Raw genomic sequence first — 18,472 nt, 5'->3', positions numbered from 1 at the left:
GACCTGGGGGAGACCGCGCAGCGTCGGGTCCGCTCCGGCGGTGCGCTGCCAACAGACCCCGTCGACATCGTGAAGGTCTCGCACCACGGTTCGGCCGACCAGGACCCGCTGCTGTACCGGCAGCTCGCGGCCCGTGTCGGACTCGTCGGCGTCGGCGCGGACAACACCTACGGCCACCCGACTCGGTCGGCGCTGTCGATGCTCGCATCGTCGGGGACCGCCGCGTACCGGACCGACGAACTCGGCACCGTCGTGGTGGGTCGGGCGGCGGCCGACGACCTGCGGGTGTGGACGGAGCGCACGCCGTCGGTGGCCGCCCGTAGGATCGTCGGAGCACTCGTCGCACCGGCACCGTCCGGGTCGGCACCACCGGAAGGACCGCATGCCCGCCAAGAAGCCCGCGCGCGCCGCAGCGAAGATCGACCAAGTCCCCTGGTCGGGGATCCGGCCGGCCCCGGTCGTGCTCGTCACCGGGCCCGAGGCGTTCCTGGCCGACCGGGCCAGCAGTGTGCTCAAGGACCTGCTCGTGGGCGAGGACCCGGCGCTCGAGGTGCACGACCTCGAGGCCGACCAGTACGCTCCCGGGCTGCTCGCGACCCTCGCCAGCCCGTCGTTGTTCGGCGAGCCGCGGCTCGTGCGGGTCACCAACGTCGAGAAGTGCACCGACGCCTTCATCACCGAGACCATCTCGTACCTGCAGGCCCCGGCCGACGACGTCACCCTGGTGCTCCGTCACGGCGGCGGGGTGCGTGGCAAGAAGCTGCTCGACACGATCCGCAGCGGGGTCGGCGGTGGGGTCGAGGTCCTGTGCGACGAGCTCAAGCGCGAGACCGACCGCATCGACTTCGTGAACGCCGAGTTCCGCGCCGCTCGACGCAAGATCGCGCCGTCGGCGGTCCGCACCCTCGTGGTCGCCTTCGCGGACGACCTGGCTGAGCTCGCCGCCGCGTGTCGGCAGCTCCTGGCGGACGAAGCGCAGGAGATCACCGACAAGGTCGTCGACAAGTACTACGGCGGTCGCGTCGAGACGAACGCGTTCAAGGTGGCCGACATCGCCCTGGCCGGACGGTCCGCTCCGGCGATCGTCGAGTTGCGGCACGCGCTGGCGACGGGCGAAGCACCGGTGCCGATCGTCGCGGCGTTCGCGAGCAAGATCCGCACGATGGCGAAGGTCAGCGCGTTCCGCGGGCCGAGCGGTCAGGCGGCGTCGGCGCTCGGCATGGCCCCGTGGCAGGTGCAGCGCGCGCAGCGTGACGTCGCCTCGTGGAGTGAGACGGGTCTCGCGAACGCGATCACGAGCATCGCCGAGGCGGACACCGCGGTGAAGGGCGGCTCGCGCGACGCGCACTACGCACTCGAGGTCATGGTCCGCACCATCGCCCGACGCGGCGAGGCGCGCTGAGGCGACCCGCGCCTCCCGGTCGTCGCGCGCTCGTCGCGCGCCCACACCCGCGAACTTGGTGAGCAGAAATGGTCGAGTGCCGACCGGCCACCCGACCATTACTGCTCACGAAGCGTGCGGCCCGCCGCCGCCGCCACCCAGACGCCCACCGCCCACGCCCCACGCACTGCCCCCGCACACGACGAAGGCCCCACACCGTTCGGTGCGGGGCCTTCGTGCAGCGCTCAGGAGATCAGAGCGACGCAACCTTCTTCGCGATGGCCGACTTGCGGTTCGCGGCCTGGTTGCGGTGGATGACACCCTTGCTCACGGCCTTGTCGAGCTTCTTCGACGCGGTAGCCAGGGCGGCAACGGCCTTGTCCTTGTCGCCAGCGGCAACGGCGTCGTTAGTGTGACGGATGAACGTCTTCAGCTCCGACTTGTAGGCCTTGTTGCGCTCGGTGGCCTTGAGGTTGGTCTTGATGCGCTTGATCTGCGACTTGATGTTCGCCATGTGTAGCTCCTGCTTCGTCTCGTACGGGTGGGCGCGACCGCGGGGTAGAGGGGCCCTCGGTCGCATCGCGTTCCACCCGTGGGCGGGGAACGCGCAAGCCAGCCACCAACATTACCAGGCGAACGCCCCGCCACCAAAGCACGAAACACCGCTGGATCGGCGTGATCTCGCGGCAACACGCACCGGATACGGTGTCGGGCATGCCATCCCTCGCTCCTCGGATCGACACCGTGCCCGCCTCCGGCATCCGGAGGGTCTTCGAACAGGCAGCGCTGCTGCAGTCCGCCGGCACCCCGGTCACGATGCTCGTGATCGGCGAACCGGACGTGCCCGTGGCACCGCACATCGGCGACGCGGCCCGTCGCGCGTGGACCGAGGACCGCACCGACTACACGCCGAACGGTGGCATCGCACCCCTGCGCGAGGCGATCCGCGACAAGCTCCGCCGCGAGAACCGCATCGAGGCCGACCTCGAACAGATCTGGATGACGATCGGTGCGACGCAGGCCCTGTTCCAGGCGATGACGCTGACGCTGAGCCCCGGCGACGAGGTCCTGGTGCCGGACCCCGGCTACACGACCTTCACGATGAACGCGCACATCCTCGGGGCCACGCCGGTGCCGTACCGGCTCGAACCGCAGCACGGGTTCGAACCAGACCTCGAGGCACTCGCGGCGAGCGTCACCGAGCGCACCCGCGTGCTCGTGGTGAACTCGCCGTCGAACCCGCTCGGCTCGGTGTTCGGCGAGGACACCCTCCGCACGCTGCTCTCCTTCGCGAAGCGGCACGACCTGTGGGTGATCAGCGACGAGGTCTACGAGTACTTCACCTACGGCACCCGCCACGTCAGCCTGGCCGCGCTCGACGAGGACGACCGGGTGTTCTCCGCGTTCTCGCTGAGCAAGACCTACGCGATGACGGGCGTCCGGGTGGGGTACCTCGTCACGCCGAAGGGCCTCGGGCCGACGATGCGCACCACGCAGGAGGCGATGATCAGCTGCGTCGCCGAGCCCGACCAGTACGCGGCGCTGGCGGCGATCGTGGGGGACCACTCCGCGGTCCGCGACGCCCGCGAGCACTACCGGGCGAACCTCGAGGTCGCGAAGGAGGTCCTCGACGCCGCCGGCATCCGGTACCTCGACCCGCGCGGCGCCTTCTACCTCTGGGTCGACGTGTCGCACGCCTCGGACGGCGACGTCGCGGCGTGGGCGCTCGGCCTCCTGCAGCGCGAGGCTGTCGCGGTCGCGCCCGGCAGCGCGTTCGGCCGCACCGGCGAGGGCTGGGTCCGCGTCTGCCTGGCCGCCACCCCCGACGACCTCCGCCGTGGCCTGGGCGTGCTGCCCGCACCGGCGCACGCCTCCGTCTGACGGGCGATCGCGGCCAGGAGGCCCGGTGCCGGTCGGCGCGACAGCGCACGGTGCGCAGTCTTCCACCTGGTGCGAGGATGCTCGCCCCGTGCCGCGCAGCATCCGGTCACGGGGCGGTCAACCGCGCACGGGCCCGCCGACCTCGCACCGTGCGGGGCCAGCACACCGGCGCGAGGGCGCACCAAGCGCGCATCGCACGTCGCGCAGCCGTGCCGTGCCTCCAGAGCGGGTGAAGCATGGGAGACTGGGCCGACCGTCCGACCCACCTGAGGAACCGTGAGCCCACAAGCATCCGCTCCGCTCGAGCCCGCCGCGACCCCGGCCGGCGCGATCCGCAACTTCTGCATCATCGCGCACATCGACCACGGCAAGTCCACGCTGGCCGACCGCATGCTGCAGATGACCGGCGTCGTCGAGGAGCGCGCGATGCGCGCGCAGTACCTCGACCGCATGGACATCGAGCGCGAGCGCGGCATCACGATCAAGTCGCAGGCCGTCCGCATGCCGTGGGAGCTCGACGGTGAGACCTTCGCGCTCAACATGATCGACACCCCCGGGCACGTCGACTTCTCGTACGAGGTCTCGCGTTCCCTGGCAGCGTGCGAGGGCGCGATCCTGCTCGTCGACGCCGCCCAGGGCATCGAGGCGCAGACGCTTGCGAACCTGTACCTGGCGCTCGAGAACGACCTCGAGATCATCCCGGTCCTCAACAAGATCGACCTGCCGGCGGCCGAACCCGAGAAGTACGCGGCCGAGCTCGCGCAGCTCATCGGCGGCAAGCCGGAGGACGTCCTGCGCGTCTCCGGCAAGACCGGCGTCGGTGTCCCCGAGCTCCTCGACCTGGTGGTCCGGCGTGTGCCGGCACCGGTCGGCGACGTCGAGGCCGCGCCCCGCGCGATGATCTTCGACTCGGTCTACGACAGCTACCGCGGCGTGGTCACGTACATCCGGATGATCGACGGCTCGATCAAGCCGCGCGAGAAGGTCCAGATGATGTCGACCAAGTCGACGCACGAGATCCTCGAGATCGGGGTGTCGAGCCCCGAGCCGATCCCGACGAAGGGGCTCTCCGTCGGCGAGGTCGGCTACCTCATCACCGGCGTGAAGGACGTCCGCCAGTCCAAGGTCGGCGACACCGTCACGAGCGCGCAGAAGCCCGCGACCGAGGCCCTGCCCGGCTACACGGACCCGAAGCCGATGGTGTTCTCGGGCCTGTACCCGATCGACGGGTCGGACTACCCGGACCTCCGCGACGCGCTCGACAAGCTCAAGCTCTCCGACGCAGCGCTGGTCTACGAGCCCGAGACGTCCGTGGCGCTCGGCTTCGGCTTCCGCTGCGGGTTCCTCGGCCTGCTGCACCTCGAGATCATCACCGAGCGGCTCTCGCGCGAGTTCGGCCTCGACCTCATCACGACCGCGCCCAGCGTGATCTACGAGGTCACGAACGAGGACAACTCCGTGACCGAGGTCACGAACCCGTCCGAGTTCCCCGGCGGCCGCATCGTCGAGGTCCGCGAGCCCATGGTACGCGCGGCGATCCTCGCCCCGAAGGACTACGTCGGCGCGATCATGGAGCTGTGCCAGTCGCGCCGCGGCTCGCTGCTCGGAATGGAGTACCTCGGCGAGGACCGCGTCGAGATCCGCTACGAGATGCCCCTCGGCGAGATCGTGTTCGACTTCTTCGACCAGCTGAAGAGCAAGACGCAGGGCTACGCCTCGCTCGACTACGAGCCCATCGGCGACCAGGCGGCCGACCTCGTCAAGGTCGACATCCTGCTGCAGGGCGACCAGGTCGACGCGTTCAGCGCGATCGTGCACCGCGACAAGGCCTACGCCTACGGCACGCTGATGACCGAGCGGCTGCGCAAGCTCATCCCGCGCCAGCAGTTCGAGGTCCCGATCCAGGCGGCCATCGGCGCGCGGATCATCGCCCGCGAGAGCATCCGCGCGATGCGCAAGGACGTCCTGGCGAAGTGCTACGGCGGTGACATCACCCGCAAGCGCAAGCTCCTCGAGAAGCAGAAGGAGGGCAAGAAGCGCATGAAGACCATCGGTCGGGTCGAGGTCCCGCAGGAAGCCTTCATCGCAGCGCTCTCCGGCGACGTGGAAGAGAAGAAGAAGTAGCGACGGGTCAGCGGGTCCGAGCGGCCCGCGCCCGCAGCACGGCCAGGCAGAGGGCCGGGAGGCTCGCGGCGGCCAGTCCCGCCAGTGCGGTCCGCAGGATGACCAGCCCGGCGGCCGCACCGAAGTCCGTCTGCTGGGTCGCGGCGATCCCGGATACGACGGCGCCGAGGGCCAGGGCGATCGTCACGGCGCCGAGCCACTGCGGCATCCGCGTGGCCCGGTGCCGCCGCACGGCGGACACGAGGCTGGCGCCGAACAGCAGGACCCCGGCTCCGGCGCAGCACGCACCGACCGCGGCGATCGCGTTCGCGGTGTCGAAGGTGTCCCACTGCGCGGCCGGCACGGTGACGTACCGCGTCGACGAGCCGATGCTCGCCGTCGTCGCGTCGACGAGGACACGCGCGAGTGCGGCGGCGCCGAAGGCGACGAGCGTGAGCGCGGCGAGCGTCGCGGTCCGACGGTCGACGGACCGCCAGGGCGCGGGGGTGGAGCGGGGCACGCTGCAACGATAGGGGCGGGGCGGGCGGGTGTCGGGCCTCCAGTTCGGGGTGCACGCGAACCGGACGACGCGACCCGGACGACGCGACCTGAGCGGTGATCGGTTCGATCCGACGGGGCAGGCGCAAGTAGGCTGGCGGCATGAGCATCCGCGGGAGCTACCGGACCGCCCTGACCTACGGCGCGGTGGGGGCGACCCAGGCGTCGGACCTCATGACGTACCCGCCCGAAGGGTTCACCCCCACCGAGTCGCGTGCCCGGATCGGGCACGGCGACCAGCGGTTCGAGACCGCGGTGACGCAGGCCCTGACGTGGCAGATCCAGGAGCGCAGCGGCATCCGCGTGCGCGTCGAGGAGCAGCCCGACGACGACGAGGTCCGGTACAACCCGGTGACGTTCGACGACGACGGCGTCCCGATCGCCCCGGCCTCGATCGGCACGCCCCGGGTCGAGAAGTTCGCGCCGGACGGCACCCCGCTGGTGACCGCTGGCACGTCGGCGACGCTCACGATGCACGCCTTCGGGCGGACCGTGCAGGCGCCCGTGCGGGTCGTGTCGATCATTGACGAGCACGACCGCAAGGGCTTCGCGTACGGCACGCTCGAGGGGCACCCGCTCTCCGGCGAGGAGTCGTTCGTCGTCGAGCGCACGTCGGACGGTTCCGTGTGGCTGCAGATCCGGCAGTTCTCGCAGCCGTCGAGCCGGAAGTGGCAGTTCGTCGCGCCGCTGCTGCGACGGCAGCAGAAGGTGATGGCGGAGCAGTACCTGGCGGCGCTGCGGGGCGACTAGCGGCGAGCGCGTGCTGGCGAGCGCCCGCCTGCTTGCGTGCGCGTGCTTGCGTGCGTGTGCTTTGTGCGCGTGCGCGCTGGGTCAGCGCAGCGGCGGCAGCGCCGCGATGGCGTCCTCGATCAGCGCGGCGTCGACCCGGCAGTCCCGCGCGACCGTGACCGCGTTGGTGACCCGCAGCGCCTCGACGTCGAACACCCCGGTGGCGACCGCCAGGAACGGGATGCCGGCGGCGTCCGCGGCCTCGCCGTCACGCGGGGTGTCGCCGACGATCACGGCACGGGTGCCGGCGAGCTCCGCCGCCGCGCGGGTGGTGACGTCCGCGCGCTCCACCTCGGTGTCGCCGAAGTAGGAGTGGTCCCAGTCGAACAGGCCCTCGTCGAACCCGGCACCGGCCAGCTTGACGCGGGCGCGGTACTCGGAGTTGCCGGTGAGCAGGCCGTTCCGCCACCCGAGCTCCGCGAAGCGGGTGAGCAGCGCGGTGGCACCGGGGACGGGGGACCGGTGGTCGCCCGAGGCGTGCCGCTCAGCGGTGAGGTCGCGGAGGTGGCCGCTGACCGTCGGGATGATCGTGTCCTCGAACGCGTGCGCACGGACGTGCTCGGCGATGAGCCCGGCATCGGTCCGACCGTGCTGGTGCCCGACGCGCAGGGTGAGGTCGCGGCCGACCGCACGCTCGAGCGCGAGGTGGTAGAGGTTGCCCGGGGACGACGCGTTCATCACGAGGGTGCCGTCGATGTCCCACAGGACCGTGGTGGGGACGGGGTGGTGCTCCATGCGTCCATCATGACGGACAATGGACTCCATGCCGAGTGCTCTCCCGATCGCCGATCCGGCACCCGCTGACGGACTGATCGTGCCGCGAGCCGCGGCGGGCTCCGCCGCCGGTTCCGACCCGGCGGCCGTGCCGTTCGGGGTCTACGTCCACGTGCCGTTCTGCCGGGTGCGCTGCGGCTACTGCGACTTCAACACGTACACGGCGTCCGAGCTCCGCGGCGTGCGCCGCGACGACTACGCCGGCCACGCCGTGCGGGAGATCGAGTGGGCCGCGACCGTGCTCGACCGCTCCGGCGTCCCGCGTCGGCCTGTGTCGACCGTGTTCTTCGGTGGCGGGACCCCGACGATGCTGCCGGCGTCCGACCTGGCGATGATCCTGCGGGCCATCGACGACACGTGGGGGATCCTGCCCGGCGCCGAGGTCACGACCGAGGCGAACCCGGACTCGGTCGACGCGTCCTCGTTGCAGACACTGCGCGAGGGTGGGTTCAACCGGATCAGCTACGGCATGCAGTCCGCGGTCCCGCACGTCCTCGCGACCCTCGACCGCACGCACGACCCGTTGCGCGTGCCGGTCGTCGTCGACCTCGCGAAGCAGCAGGGGCTCGACGTCTCCCTCGACCTCATCTACTCGACACCGGGGGAGTCCCTCGACGACTGGCGCACCTCGCTCGACGCCGCGCTGGCGTGCGAGCCCGACCACGTGTCGGCGTACTCGCTCATCGTCGAGGACGGCACCGCGATGGGCCGCATGGTGGCGCGCGGGGAGCTCCCCGCCCCCGACGACGACCTGGCCGCCGACATGTACGAGCTCGCCGACCAGGTGCTCGGGGACGCCGGGTACTCCTGGTACGAGGTGTCGAACTGGGCGCGCGGCGACGCGCACGCGAGTCGCCACAACCTGTCGTACTGGAAGGGCCACGACTGGTGGGGTGTCGGCCCCGGCGCGCACTCCGCGGTGGCCGGCACGCGCTGGTGGAACGTGAAGCACCCGGCCGCGTACGCGAACCGGGTGCTGTCCGGCGCGTCGCCGGCCGCCGGGCGCGAGGTCATCGACGACGAGACCCGCTACGTCGAGCGCCTGCTCCTCGCCGCGCGGGTCCGCGGAGAGCTCGCGACGAGCGAGATCCGCCAGGAGGCCCGTGGCCGGGTCGCGGGACTCATCGCACGGGGTCTCGTGGACGGGTCGGCCGCGGTGCGGGGACGCATCGACCTGACCCTGCAGGGTCGCCTGCTGGCCGACGCGGTGGTGCGGGAGCTGCTGGACTGACCGGCGTCCCTACTGCTTGATGAACTCGATCGACAGGGGGTAGCGGTAGAACTGGCCCCGGTTCGCCGCGACGGCCGCCAGGATGCCGAAGACGATCGTCAGCACGACGACGATCGGGAACAGCAGCGCGCCGATGACCACGACGCTCAGGATGGCGCACGCGATGTACGCGATCGCCACGGTGATGTGGAAGTTCAGTGCGACCCGGGTGTGCTCGCGGATGAAGCCGCCGCGGTCGCGCAGCACCAGGTACGCCACGAGCGGGGCGACGAAGTTGAAGAAGATCCCGCCGATGTGGGTCAGCGTGGCCCAGAGGCGCTGGTCCTCCGGGCTCATCGGCTGCGGCGGGGTGTACCCGCCCGGGTACTGGGGCCCGTTGGGGTTCTGCGGGCCACCGGGCTGCTGTCCGTAGGTCATGCCGGAAGCGTATCGGGGGTGCAGTCGTGCGGGCGTAGGATCAGCAGTCGACACGTCCGAGTGCCAGGTCGACCAGGAAGGAGCGCTCGTGGTCAGTGAACGCAGCCTCGAGGTCCTGAAGGCCATCGTGCGCGACTACGTGGCGTCCCGCGAACCGGTCGGCTCCAAGACGATCGTCGAGCGGCACGCCTTCGGCGTCAGTGCCGCCACGATCCGCAACGACATGGCCCTGCTCGAGGACGAGCAGCTCATCGTCGCGCCGCACACCTCGTCCGGCCGGGTGCCGACCGACAAGGGCTACCGGCTGTTCGTCGACCACCTCGCCGCAGCCCGGCCGCTGACGAGCGCCCAGCGGCACGCCATCGAGACCTTCCTCGGGGCACCGAACGACCTCGACGAAGTCCTCGGCCGCACCGTGCGCCTGCTCAGCCAGCTCACGAACCAGGTCGCCCTGGTGCAGTACCCCTCGATGGTGCGCGCCCGGGTGCAGCACGTCGAGCTGGTGCGCCTCGGCGACGCCCGGCTCATGGTCGTGCTCATCACCGACACCGCCCGGGTCGAACAACGCGTCGTCGAGACCGACGTCGCGCTCGACGAGCCGCTGCTGACCGAACTCCGCACCGTGCTGAACGGCGCGGCCGTGGGGCTCCTGCTGCAGGACGTGCCCACCGCGCTCCGTGCGGTCCCGCAACAGCTCCGGCCCGACGCCCAGGCGCTCGGCGGGGTCGTCGTGGCGACCCTCATCGAGCAGGTCGCGGCGAACCGTCAGGACCGCCTGGTGATGGCCGGTGCCGCCAACCTGGCGAAGAGCGAGCAGGACTTCTCCGGCGGCCTCTTCCCGGTGCTCGAAGCGATCGAGGAACAAGTCACCCTGCTCCGGTTGTTCGGGGAGATGCAGGTGGACGACATCGCGGTGGCGGCGAGCATCGGCGTCGAGAACGCCGAGTACGGGCTCGACGCCACGAGCATCGTCGCCGGCGGGTACCTCGCCGGTGGCGGCGAGGTGGCACGCCTGGGTGTCCTGGGACCGACCCGGATGGACTACGGCACGAACATGGCTGCCGTCCGGGCCGTCGCACGGTACCTGTCCAAGCTGCTGGGCGAACACTGATCGACTGCAACACCGACCGACCGACCGAACACAACCGACTGAGGGATACGTGGCAGACCACTACGACGTCCTCGGCGTCCAGCGAGACGCCTCCGATGCCGACATCAAGAAGGCCTACCGCCGCCTGGCGCGTGAGCTCCACCCGGACGTGAACCCTGCCCCAGAGGCAGCCGAGCGGTTCAAGGACGTCACGCACGCGTACGACGTCCTGAGCGACCCGGAGCAGCGGCGCCGGTACGACGCCGGGCCCCAGGCCGACAGCCCCTTCGGTGGCGGCGCCGGCGGGTTCAGCGACATCTTCGACGCCTTCTTCGGCGGTGGTGGTGGTGGCGGCCGGGGCAGTGGTCCCCGCAGCCGTGCCGAGCGCGGGCAGGACGCCCTGCTCCGCATCGACGTCGACCTCGACGAGGTCGTCTTCGGCACCCACAAGGACGTCGAGGTCGACACCGCCGTCCTGTGCGAGACCTGTCACGGGTCGTGCTGCGCACCCGGCACCAGCCCGCGCACCTGCGACATCTGCGGCGGTTCCGGCAACATCCAGCGCCAGGTCCGCTCGCTTCTGGGCAACGTCGTGACGAGCGCCCCGTGCGGCACCTGCCGCGGCTACGGCACCGTCATCCCGAGCCCCTGCCCGACCTGCCAGGGTCAGGGTCGCGTCCGCGCCCGTCGCACCGTGCCGGTCGACGTCCCCGCCGGCGTCGACTCGGGCCTGCGCCTGCAGATGCCCGGCCAGGGCGAGGTCGGCCCCGCCGGTGGCCCCTCCGGCGACCTGTACCTGGAGATCCGGGTGCGGCACGACGACGTCTTCAGCCGCGACGGTGACGACCTGCTCGCCACCCTCGAGGTCGCGATGACCGACGCCGTGCTCGGCACCACCACAACGATCGACGGACTCGACGGGCCCGTCGAGCTCGAGATCCGTCCGGGGGTGCAGAGCGCGGACGTCCTGGTGATCAAGGACCGCGGCATCACGAAGCTGCGCGGGAGCGGCCGCGGCGACCTCCGGGTCGGCGTGCAGGTCGTCACCCCGACGAAGCTGTCGCACAAGGAACGCCAGCTCGTCGAGCAGCTCGCGAAGTCGCACAAGGCGTCGGCGCCGCAGCTCGCCCGGTTCCAGCAGGGCATGTTCGGCAAGCTCCGCGACCGCTTCTTCAACTTCTGATGGCATCGCTCTACGTCGTGGAGTCGCTCGACGGGGTCGCCGTCGGTGGCTCCGTGACGCTCGACGGGGCAGAGGGGCGGCACGCCGTGACCGTCTCGCGCGTGCGGGTCGGCGAGACGTTGCGGCTCTCGGACGGACGGGGGACCGTCGTGTCCGGAGCGGTGGAGTCCGTCGACCGCGACTCGCTGGTGTTGTCCGTGGCATCACTGTCCGTCGACCCGCTGCCGGTCCCGTCGCTGACGCTCGTGCAGGCCCTCGCCAAGGGCGGCCGCGACGAGATGGCGGTGCAGGCGTCGACGGAGATCGGTGTGGACCGGATCGTTCCGTGGTCGGCCGCGCGCAGCGTCTCCCGGTGGGAGGGCCCGAAGGTCGAGAAGGGCCGATCGCGGTGGACGGCCATCGCGCACGAGGCCGCGAAGCAGGCGATCCGGTCGCGGGTGCCCGAGGTCGGGCCGCTCGTCACGACGGCGCAGCTCGTCCCCGCGCTCGGTGCCGGTGCTGCGGTGCTCGTGCTCGACCCCACCGCGACCGTGCGGCTCGCGACCTGGGAGCCGACGGCGGACCTCGACGAGATCGCCCTCGTGGTGGGGCCGGAGGGCGGCATCGACGGCTCCGAGCTCGAGCGGCTCGAGGCCGCGGGAGCGATCAGGGTCCGGCTCGGCGACAGCGTGCTGCGGACGTCGACCGCCGGTCCCGCGGCACTCGCGATCCTGCAGGCCGGACTCGGGCGCTGGTGAGGGAAGGCCCGAGGTCGGTCCTGCGTTCTACGATGGAGTCATGAGCACCAGCACGCCCAGCGTCTTCAGCAAGATCATCGCGCGCGAGATCCCGGCGACCGTCGTCGCCGAGGACGACCGCGTGATCGCGATCGAGGACATCGCCCCGAAGGCACCCGTCCACGTGCTGGTCATCCCCAAGACCGAGCAGTACGCGAACGTCGCCGAACTCGCGGCCGGTGACCCCGACCTCCTCGCCCACCTGGTCGCCACCGCGCAGCGCATCGCCGACGAGCGCGCCGGCGGCCAGTTCCGTCTCGTCTTCAACACCGGCGAAGCCGCCGGTCAGACCGTGTTCCACGTGCACGCGCACGTACTCGCAGGTGAACTGCAGGAAGGCACCCTTGCCGGCTAACGAACCAGCACAGCCCACCACCGACGACGACCAGGTCGTCTCCGTCGCCCTCCAGGTCGACGGCATCGCCATGGTCCAGCTCCTCGGTCCCCAGGACCGCCTGCTGAAGACCGTCGAACGGCAGTACCCGGGCGTCAAGGTCGTCGTCCGCGGCAACGAGGTCACGCTCACCGGGCCCGAGCGCGAGGTCGCGCGGGCGAAGGCGCTCGTCGACGAACTCGTCGGCATGGTCAAGCGCGGGCAGGACATCGGCCCGTCGGACATCCCGATGTCGGCACGGATCCTCGACGACGACCGCAAGCCGTCCGACACCTTCGGCACGCCGATCGTGTCGAGCCGCGGCAAGTCCGTGCGGCCGAAGACCGACGGCCAGCGCGCCTACGTCGACGCCATCGACGAGCACACCATCACGTTCGGCATCGGCCCCGCCGGCACCGGCAAGACGTACCTGGCGATGGCGAAGGCCGTCCAGGCCCTGCAGCGTCGCGAGGTCACCCGGATCATCCTGACCCGTCCCGCGGTCGAGGCCGGCGAGCGGCTCGGGTTCCTGCCGGGCACGCTCACCGACAAGATCGACCCGTACCTGCGGCCGCTGTACGACGCCCTGAACGAGATGATGGACCCCGAGCTGGTCCCGAAGCTGCTGGCTGCGGGCACGGTCGAGGTCGCGCCGCTCGCGTACATGCGTGGCCGGACGCTCAACGACTCGTTCGTCGTCCTCGACGAGGCGCAGAACACGACGCCCGAGCAGATGAAGATGTTCCTGACGCGTCTCGGGTTCGGCTCGAAGATGGTCGTCACGGGTGACATCACCCAGGTCGACCTGCCGGGCAACGTGTCCGGACTCCGGCTCGTGACGCGGATCCTCGAGACGGTCGAGGACATCCACTTCGCCCGCCTCGGCAGCGAGGACGTCGTGCGGCACACGCTCGTCGGTCGCATCGTCGACGCCTACACCGTCTACGACGAGGAACGCCTCGCCGAGCAGGCCGGTCACCGTCCCGGTGGCCGTGGCAGCGCGCCGGTCGGCAACCCCGACGGCGCCAACCGTGCCGAGCGCCGTGGACGGCCGCCGCAGGACCGCCAGCGACCCCCGTACCCCCAGAACGACGCCCGAGGAGGCAACCGGTGAGCATCGAGCTCAACAACGAGTCCGGGGTCGAGGTGGACGAGGCAGCCATCCAGCGCCTCGCCGCGTTCGCCCTCGACGCGATGCACGTGCACGCGGACGCCGAACTCGCGATCGTCCTGGTCGACGAGGGCGCGATGGAGCAGCTGCACGTGCGGTGGATGGACGAGCCCGGCCCCACCGACGTCCTGAGCTTCCCGATGGACGAGCTCCGACCGGGCACCGAAGAGGACCCAACGCCCGCCGGCCTGCTCGGCGACATCGTGCTCTGCCCGCAGGTCGCCGAGGAACAGGCGAAGACCGCCGGGCACTCCAGCACCGACGAGATGCTGCTGCTCACCTGCCACGGCATCCTGCACCTGCTCGGGTTCGACCACGCCGAGCCGGACGAGAAGGCCGAGATGTTCGGGCTGCAGGGCGAGATACTGACGGCCTTCGCGGCCCAGCGCCGGGGTCGGTAGCCGATGCTCGTCGTCGTCGGTCTGCTCGCGGTCGCGCTCGGGCTCGTCGTGCTCGGCGGGCTCCTGGCCGCGAGCGACGCCGCGCTCTCCGTGGTGTCCCGGGCCGACCTCGACGAGATCGCCCGCGGCAACAAGCGTCGTCGTGCGCTCGAGGCGATCGCGGACGACGTCGGCGCGCACGTCAACGCCCTGAACTTCTTCCGGGTGCTCGCCGAGACCGCCGCGGCCGTGCTCGTCACGATCGCCCTGGTGCGGGCGTTCGACAGCTGGTGGGTGGCGCTCATCGTCTCCGCCGCGATCATGACGGCCGTGTCGTTCGTGCTCGTCGGGTCGAGTCCGCGCAGCGTCGGACGGGCGCACGCCGAACGGCTGCTGGCGTCCACCGGCGGCCTGGTCCGCGCCGTCCGGATCGTGCTCGGTCCGCTCGCCGGTCTGCTCGTCCGGATCGGTGACCGCGTGACCCCGGGCCGCGGCCGCAGCGCCTCGACGGTGTCGAGCGAAGAACAACTGCTGTCCCTCGTCGACGAGGCCACCGAGAGCAACGTGCTCGAGGACGAGGACCGCGAACTCATCCACTCGGTCTTCGAGTTCAGCGACACCCTCGTGCGCGAGGTAATGGTGCCGCGCACCGACATGCTCACCGTCGACGGCTCGGACACACTCGCCGCGGGCATGGAGCAGTTCCTCGCCGCCGGGGTGTCCCGCATGCCCGTCACCGGCAAGGACAGCGACGACGTCCTCGGCGTCCTGTACCTGCGTGACGTGTCGCGGGCGCTGTACGAGCGACCGGGGTCCGGCAGCGAGCGGGTCACCCGGCTGCTGCGTCCGGCCGAGTTCGTGCCGGAGTCGAAGGCCGCCGATGACACCCTGCGGCACATGCAGGTCGCGAAGAACCACCTGGTCCTGGTCGTCGACGAGTACGGCGGCGTCGCCGGTCTCGTCACGATGGAGGACCTCATCGAAGAGCTCGTCGGGGACATCTCCGACGAGTACGACCGCGCCGTGGTCGACCGGGTCGAGGTCGAACCCGGCCTCTGGCGCATCTCGGCCCGACTGCCCGTCGACGAGCTCGGCGACCTGTTCGGCATCGAGCTCGACGACGACGACGTCGACACCGCCGGCGGTCTGCTCACCAAGGAGCTCGGACACCTGGCGGTCTCCGGCGACACGGTCACGGTGTCCGGCGTCGTCCTGACGGCCGACCGGGTCGAGGGCAAGCGCCGCCACCTCATCACCGTGCTCGCCGAACGCACTCACGCCCTCGCGGGTGTCGAGGACGCCTTCGACGACGCCACCACCACGACGGGAACCACGCACGCATGACCGACTCCGACTCCACCCCGACCGCCTCGGGCAAGCCCTACCGCGCGGGCTTCGTCTCGTTCGTCGGGCGTCCGAACGTGGGCAAGTCCACGCTGACGAACGCGCTGGTGGGCCAGAAGGTCGCGATCACCTCGTCGAAGCCGCAGACCACCCGTCGCGCGATCCGCGGCATCGTGCACCGGCCCGACGGCCAGGTCATCATCGTCGACACCCCGGGTGTGCACCGTCCCCGCACCCTGCTCGGCGAGCGGCTCAACGACCTGGTGCAGTCCACGCTCGGTGACGTCGACGTCATCGGGTTCTGCGTCCCCGCCAACGAGCCGATCGGCCCGGGCGACCGCTTCATCAACGACACCCTCGACCAGTACCCGCGGGCCAAGAAGGTCGCGATCGTCACCAAGATCGACCGCACCTCGAAGGACAAGGTCGGCGAGCAGCTGCTGGCCGTCTCCCGGCTCCGCGACTGGGACTCGATCATCCCGACGTCGGGCACGAAGGGCCTGCAGCTCGAGGACCTCCTCGGCGAGATCACCTCGTTGCTGCCGGAGTCGCCCCAGCTGTACGACTCGTCGGCCGTGACCGAGGAGACCGACGAGGAGCGCATCAGCGAACTCATCCGCGAAGCCGCGCTCGAGGGCGTCCGCGACGAACTGCCGCACTCGCTCGCCGTCGTGATCGAGGACATCGTCGAGCCGGACGAGGACGACGACGCCGACGGGCCGCTGCGCATCTTCGCGAACCTGTTCGTCGAGCGCGACAGCCAGAAGGCGATCGTCATCGGCCACAAGGGGGAGCGCCTGAAGGACGTCGGCTCCCGCGCCCGCGTCGAGATCGAGTCGTTGCTCGGCGGTCGGCACGTGTACCTCAACATCCGTGTGAAGGTCGCCAAGGAGTGGCAGCGTGACCCCAAGCAGCTCGGACGCCTCGGCTTCTGAGCGTCCGGCGCCAGGAGTCATCCACACGAGGGACGCGCCCGTGAGCCGAGCGCCGTACCGTGGACGCGTGTTCCGTCCCATGCTGCGCGCGCAGGTCATCACCGACGTCGTCATCGCCGTGGTGCTCGGCTCGCTCGTGCTGATCACCTCGGCGCGGGGCATGGACTCCCCGCTCGCGATCGTCACGGTCGTCGGCATGACCGCTGCCCTCGCGCTCCGACGGCTGTCGCCCGGACTCGCACTGGCCGTCGCTTGGGTGTTCGCGGTCTTCGAGATGGTCACGGGCCAGATGCCCGACCTGTCGAACGCCTTCATCGCCGCGGTGCTCTACACGACGAGCGCCTACGGCAGCCGGCGGGTGCGGCTGGCAGGACTCGTCTCGGCGATCGTCGGGTCCGTCACCGCGGCCCTGTACATCGGCGTCGACGACTACCGCAACCGGTTGACGATCGACACCGCTTCGACCCCGTTCCAGGAGTCGGTGCAGGTCACGGTCTCGTACTTCGCCGTCGTCCTGCTCCTGCTGCTCCTGCCGTGGTTGGCGGGCCTCGTGGTCCGCACCCGCCGGTCGGCGAGCATGAGCCGCGAGGCCCAGCTGCTCGCCGAGCGCGACGCCGCCCGTGCCGACCGAGCGGTCGCGGTCGAACAGGAGCGCGTGCGCATCGCCCGGGACATGCACGACATCGTCGCGCACTCGCTCGCGGTCGTCATCGCCCAGGCGGACGGTGCCCGCTACGCACTGAAGGCCGACCCCGCCGTCGCGGACCAGGCCCTCGGCACCATCTCGACCACCGCCCGCCGGGCCCTCGGCGACGTCCGCGAGCTCCTCGGCGCGCTGCGGCACGAGCAGGGGACCGTCCCGACGCCGGAGATCGACGACATCGACCGGCTCGTCGGCGAGATGCGCCAGGTCGGCCTCGACGTCCGGGTCGAGCGCGAGGGCGACCCGACCGGCCTCCCCACCACGACGCAGCTCGCGGTGTACCGGATCGTGCAGGAGAGCCTGACGAACGCCTACAAGCACGGTGAGCCCGGCACACCGGTGCACGCATCACTGACCTACCGCCCGGACACCGTCGAGATCGCGGTGGTGAACCGCCGCGCCGACGACGGCACCCGGGGTCCCGGCACCGGGCACGGCCTGGTCGGCATGCGCGAGCGTGCCACCATGACCGGCGGCACGATGACCGCCGGTGTCCGTGGCCCCGACTTCGAGGTCGCCGTCCGCATGCCCGCCGTCCCCGCGAGCGGGCAGATGCCCCGCGGGCGCATCACACCGACCGCGAGCCCGACCGCGAGCCCGGCTGCGGGCCCGACCGCCGAGTCGGCCCCCGCCCCGACCATCAGTCCGACCGAGCAGGAGCGCACCGCCCGATGACCACCACCCCGCCGGCCGACGGCCGCATCCGCGTCGCCCTCGTCGACGACCAGGCACTCTTCCGCACCGGCATCCGGATGCTCATCGGCTCCCAACCCGACCTGCACTTCGTGGGCGAGGCGGGCGACGGTGCCGAGGGCGTCGAACTCGTCCGGCGCACCCGACCGGACGTCGTGCTCATGGACGTCCGGATGCCCGTGATGGACGGCATCACGGCGACCGCGCACATCGTCGAACAGGCCGGCACCGACGGCGCGAAGGTGCTCGTCCTGACCACGTTCGACTTCGACGAGGCCGCGGCGAAGGCCATCCGGGCCGGGGCGAGCGGCTTCGTGCTGAAGGACGCCGACCCCGAGTTCCTGCTCGCCGCCGTGCGGACCGTGCACGCCGGCACCGCGGTCTTCGCGGCCTCGGCGACGCGGGAACTCCTGCGGCGCTACGACGACTCCGTCGAGCAGGCCGCCACCGTGCCGGCGACGTTCGACGACCTCACCCCGCGCGAGCGCGAGATCTTCGACCTGGCGGCCCGCGGCTTCAGCAACAGCGAGATCGCGCAGCACGAGTACGTCAGCGAGGCGACCGTGAAGACCCACATCTCGCGGGTCCTGACGAAGCTCGGACTCCGCGACCGCGTGCGCCTCGTCGTGTTCGCGCACGAGCACGGGCTGGTGAGCAAGGCCGACTGACGGACGTCATCCGATTGGATGA

19 protein-coding genes are annotated in these 18,472 nt (G+C 71.1%); 15 read left to right on the top strand and 4 right to left on the bottom strand.

The features are described from left to right. Positions 1-382 precede the first annotated feature (382 nt). Positions 383-1,402 carry a DNA polymerase III subunit delta gene (gene holA / locus ITJ69_RS20390; protein ID WP_123292542.1) on the top strand — a complete coding sequence of 340 codons (1,020 nt, stop codon included), beginning with the start codon at positions 383-385 and terminating at the stop codon, positions 1,400-1,402. Between the two features lie 232 nt (positions 1,403-1,634). On the opposite strand, the gene rpsT is transcribed toward holA, so the two are convergent. Next, positions 1,635-1,895, bottom strand: a complete 261-nt coding sequence (gene rpsT, locus ITJ69_RS07850) for a 30S ribosomal protein S20 (RefSeq protein WP_111085752.1) — start codon at positions 1,893-1,895, stop codon at positions 1,635-1,637. A 200-nt stretch (positions 1,896-2,095) separates the two neighbouring features. Between rpsT and ITJ69_RS07845 the strand changes: the two genes are divergently transcribed. Together ITJ69_RS07845 and lepA are read left to right on the top strand one after the other, a co-directional pair. Further along, on the top strand, positions 2,096-3,262 hold the full coding sequence (locus ITJ69_RS07845; protein ID WP_194672487.1) for a pyridoxal phosphate-dependent aminotransferase: 1,167 nt from the start codon (positions 2,096-2,098) through the stop codon (positions 3,260-3,262). Between the two features lie 276 nt (positions 3,263-3,538). Next, entirely contained in the window at positions 3,539-5,386 is a 1,848-nt protein-coding gene (gene lepA, locus ITJ69_RS07840; RefSeq protein ID WP_123292544.1) for a translation elongation factor 4, read from the top strand. A 7-nt stretch (positions 5,387-5,393) separates the two neighbouring features. On the opposite strand, the gene ITJ69_RS07835 is transcribed toward lepA, so the two are convergent. Then, positions 5,394-5,885, bottom strand: a complete 492-nt coding sequence (locus tag ITJ69_RS07835) for a hypothetical protein (RefSeq protein WP_123292545.1) — start codon at positions 5,883-5,885, stop codon at positions 5,394-5,396. Positions 5,886-6,025: 140 nt separating this feature from the next. Here ITJ69_RS07835 and ITJ69_RS07830 point away from each other — a divergent pair, with 140 nt between their 5' ends. Next, the gene (locus ITJ69_RS07830; RefSeq protein ID WP_111085748.1) at positions 6,026-6,673 is read left to right on the top strand and encodes a DUF1990 family protein; all 648 of its coding nucleotides are present in this window, start codon (positions 6,026-6,028) and stop codon (positions 6,671-6,673) included. 81 nt (positions 6,674-6,754) lie between these two features. Here the strand turns inward: ITJ69_RS07830 and ITJ69_RS07825 are convergent, their stop codons facing one another. Next, positions 6,755-7,447: an HAD family hydrolase gene (locus ITJ69_RS07825; protein WP_185003103.1), complete on the bottom strand. Its 693-nt coding sequence runs from the start codon at positions 7,445-7,447 to the stop codon at positions 6,755-6,757. A gap of 28 nt (positions 7,448-7,475) precedes the next feature. On the opposite strand from ITJ69_RS07825, the gene hemW reads away from it, so the two are divergent. Further along, on the top strand, positions 7,476-8,717 hold the full coding sequence (hemW, locus tag ITJ69_RS07820; protein ID WP_194672486.1) for a radical SAM family heme chaperone HemW: 1,242 nt from the start codon (positions 7,476-7,478) through the stop codon (positions 8,715-8,717). A gap of 9 nt (positions 8,718-8,726) precedes the next feature. Here the strand turns inward: hemW and ITJ69_RS07815 are convergent, their stop codons facing one another. Beyond that, positions 8,727-9,134, bottom strand: a complete 408-nt coding sequence (locus tag ITJ69_RS07815) for a DUF4870 domain-containing protein (RefSeq protein ID WP_228505123.1) — start codon at positions 9,132-9,134, stop codon at positions 8,727-8,729. Between the two features lie 88 nt (positions 9,135-9,222). On the opposite strand from ITJ69_RS07815, the gene hrcA reads away from it, so the two are divergent. The 10 genes from hrcA to ITJ69_RS07765 all read left to right on the top strand — a co-directional run bounded on the left by hrcA (position 9,223) and on the right by ITJ69_RS07765 (position 18,450). Further along, on the top strand, positions 9,223-10,245 hold the full coding sequence (gene hrcA, locus ITJ69_RS07810) for a heat-inducible transcriptional repressor HrcA (RefSeq protein WP_123340397.1): 1,023 nt from the start codon (positions 9,223-9,225) through the stop codon (positions 10,243-10,245). A 49-nt stretch (positions 10,246-10,294) separates the two neighbouring features. Further along, positions 10,295-11,407, top strand: coding sequence for a molecular chaperone DnaJ (gene dnaJ, locus ITJ69_RS07805; RefSeq protein ID WP_111085744.1), 1,113 nt, complete (start codon positions 10,295-10,297; stop codon positions 11,405-11,407). Next, positions 11,407-12,144, top strand: coding sequence for a 16S rRNA (uracil(1498)-N(3))-methyltransferase (locus ITJ69_RS07800; protein ID WP_194672485.1), 738 nt, complete (start codon positions 11,407-11,409; stop codon positions 12,142-12,144). The genes dnaJ and ITJ69_RS07800 overlap by 1 nt, the downstream gene beginning before the upstream one ends. Positions 12,145-12,184: 40 nt before the next feature. Beyond that, positions 12,185-12,538 (top strand): histidine triad nucleotide-binding protein, encoded by a 354-nt coding sequence (locus tag ITJ69_RS07795; protein WP_123292550.1) that lies wholly within the window; start codon positions 12,185-12,187, stop codon positions 12,536-12,538. Positions 12,539-12,608: 70 nt separating this feature from the next. Continuing rightward, positions 12,609-13,670 (top strand): PhoH family protein, encoded by a 1,062-nt coding sequence (locus ITJ69_RS07790; protein ID WP_228505182.1) that lies wholly within the window; start codon positions 12,609-12,611, stop codon positions 13,668-13,670. Then, the gene (ybeY, locus tag ITJ69_RS07785) at positions 13,667-14,128 is read left to right on the top strand and encodes an rRNA maturation RNase YbeY (protein WP_111085740.1); all 462 of its coding nucleotides are present in this window, start codon (positions 13,667-13,669) and stop codon (positions 14,126-14,128) included. The genes ITJ69_RS07790 and ybeY overlap by 4 nt, the downstream gene beginning before the upstream one ends. A gap of 3 nt (positions 14,129-14,131) precedes the next feature. Then, positions 14,132-15,451, top strand: coding sequence for a hemolysin family protein (locus tag ITJ69_RS07780; RefSeq protein WP_173168390.1), 1,320 nt, complete (start codon positions 14,132-14,134; stop codon positions 15,449-15,451). Continuing rightward, a complete protein-coding gene (gene era / locus ITJ69_RS07775) occupies positions 15,448-16,386 on the top strand; it encodes a GTPase Era (RefSeq protein ID WP_123292554.1) in 939 nt (312 codons plus the stop codon). Before ITJ69_RS07780 ends, era begins: the two co-directional genes overlap by 4 nt. A gap of 67 nt (positions 16,387-16,453) precedes the next feature. Next, positions 16,454-17,764, top strand: a complete 1,311-nt coding sequence (locus tag ITJ69_RS07770; RefSeq protein WP_323743062.1) for a histidine kinase — start codon at positions 16,454-16,456, stop codon at positions 17,762-17,764. Next, a complete protein-coding gene (locus ITJ69_RS07765; RefSeq protein WP_111085737.1) occupies positions 17,761-18,450 on the top strand; it encodes a response regulator in 690 nt (229 codons plus the stop codon). The genes ITJ69_RS07770 and ITJ69_RS07765 overlap by 4 nt, the downstream gene beginning before the upstream one ends. Positions 18,451-18,472: the final 22 nt, after the last annotated feature.

Source organism: Curtobacterium sp. VKM Ac-2887 (genome assembly GCF_015350935.1).
Classification (GTDB): domain Bacteria; phylum Actinomycetota; class Actinomycetes; order Actinomycetales; family Microbacteriaceae; genus Curtobacterium.
This window is presented reverse-complemented; position numbering and strand designations above follow the sequence as displayed.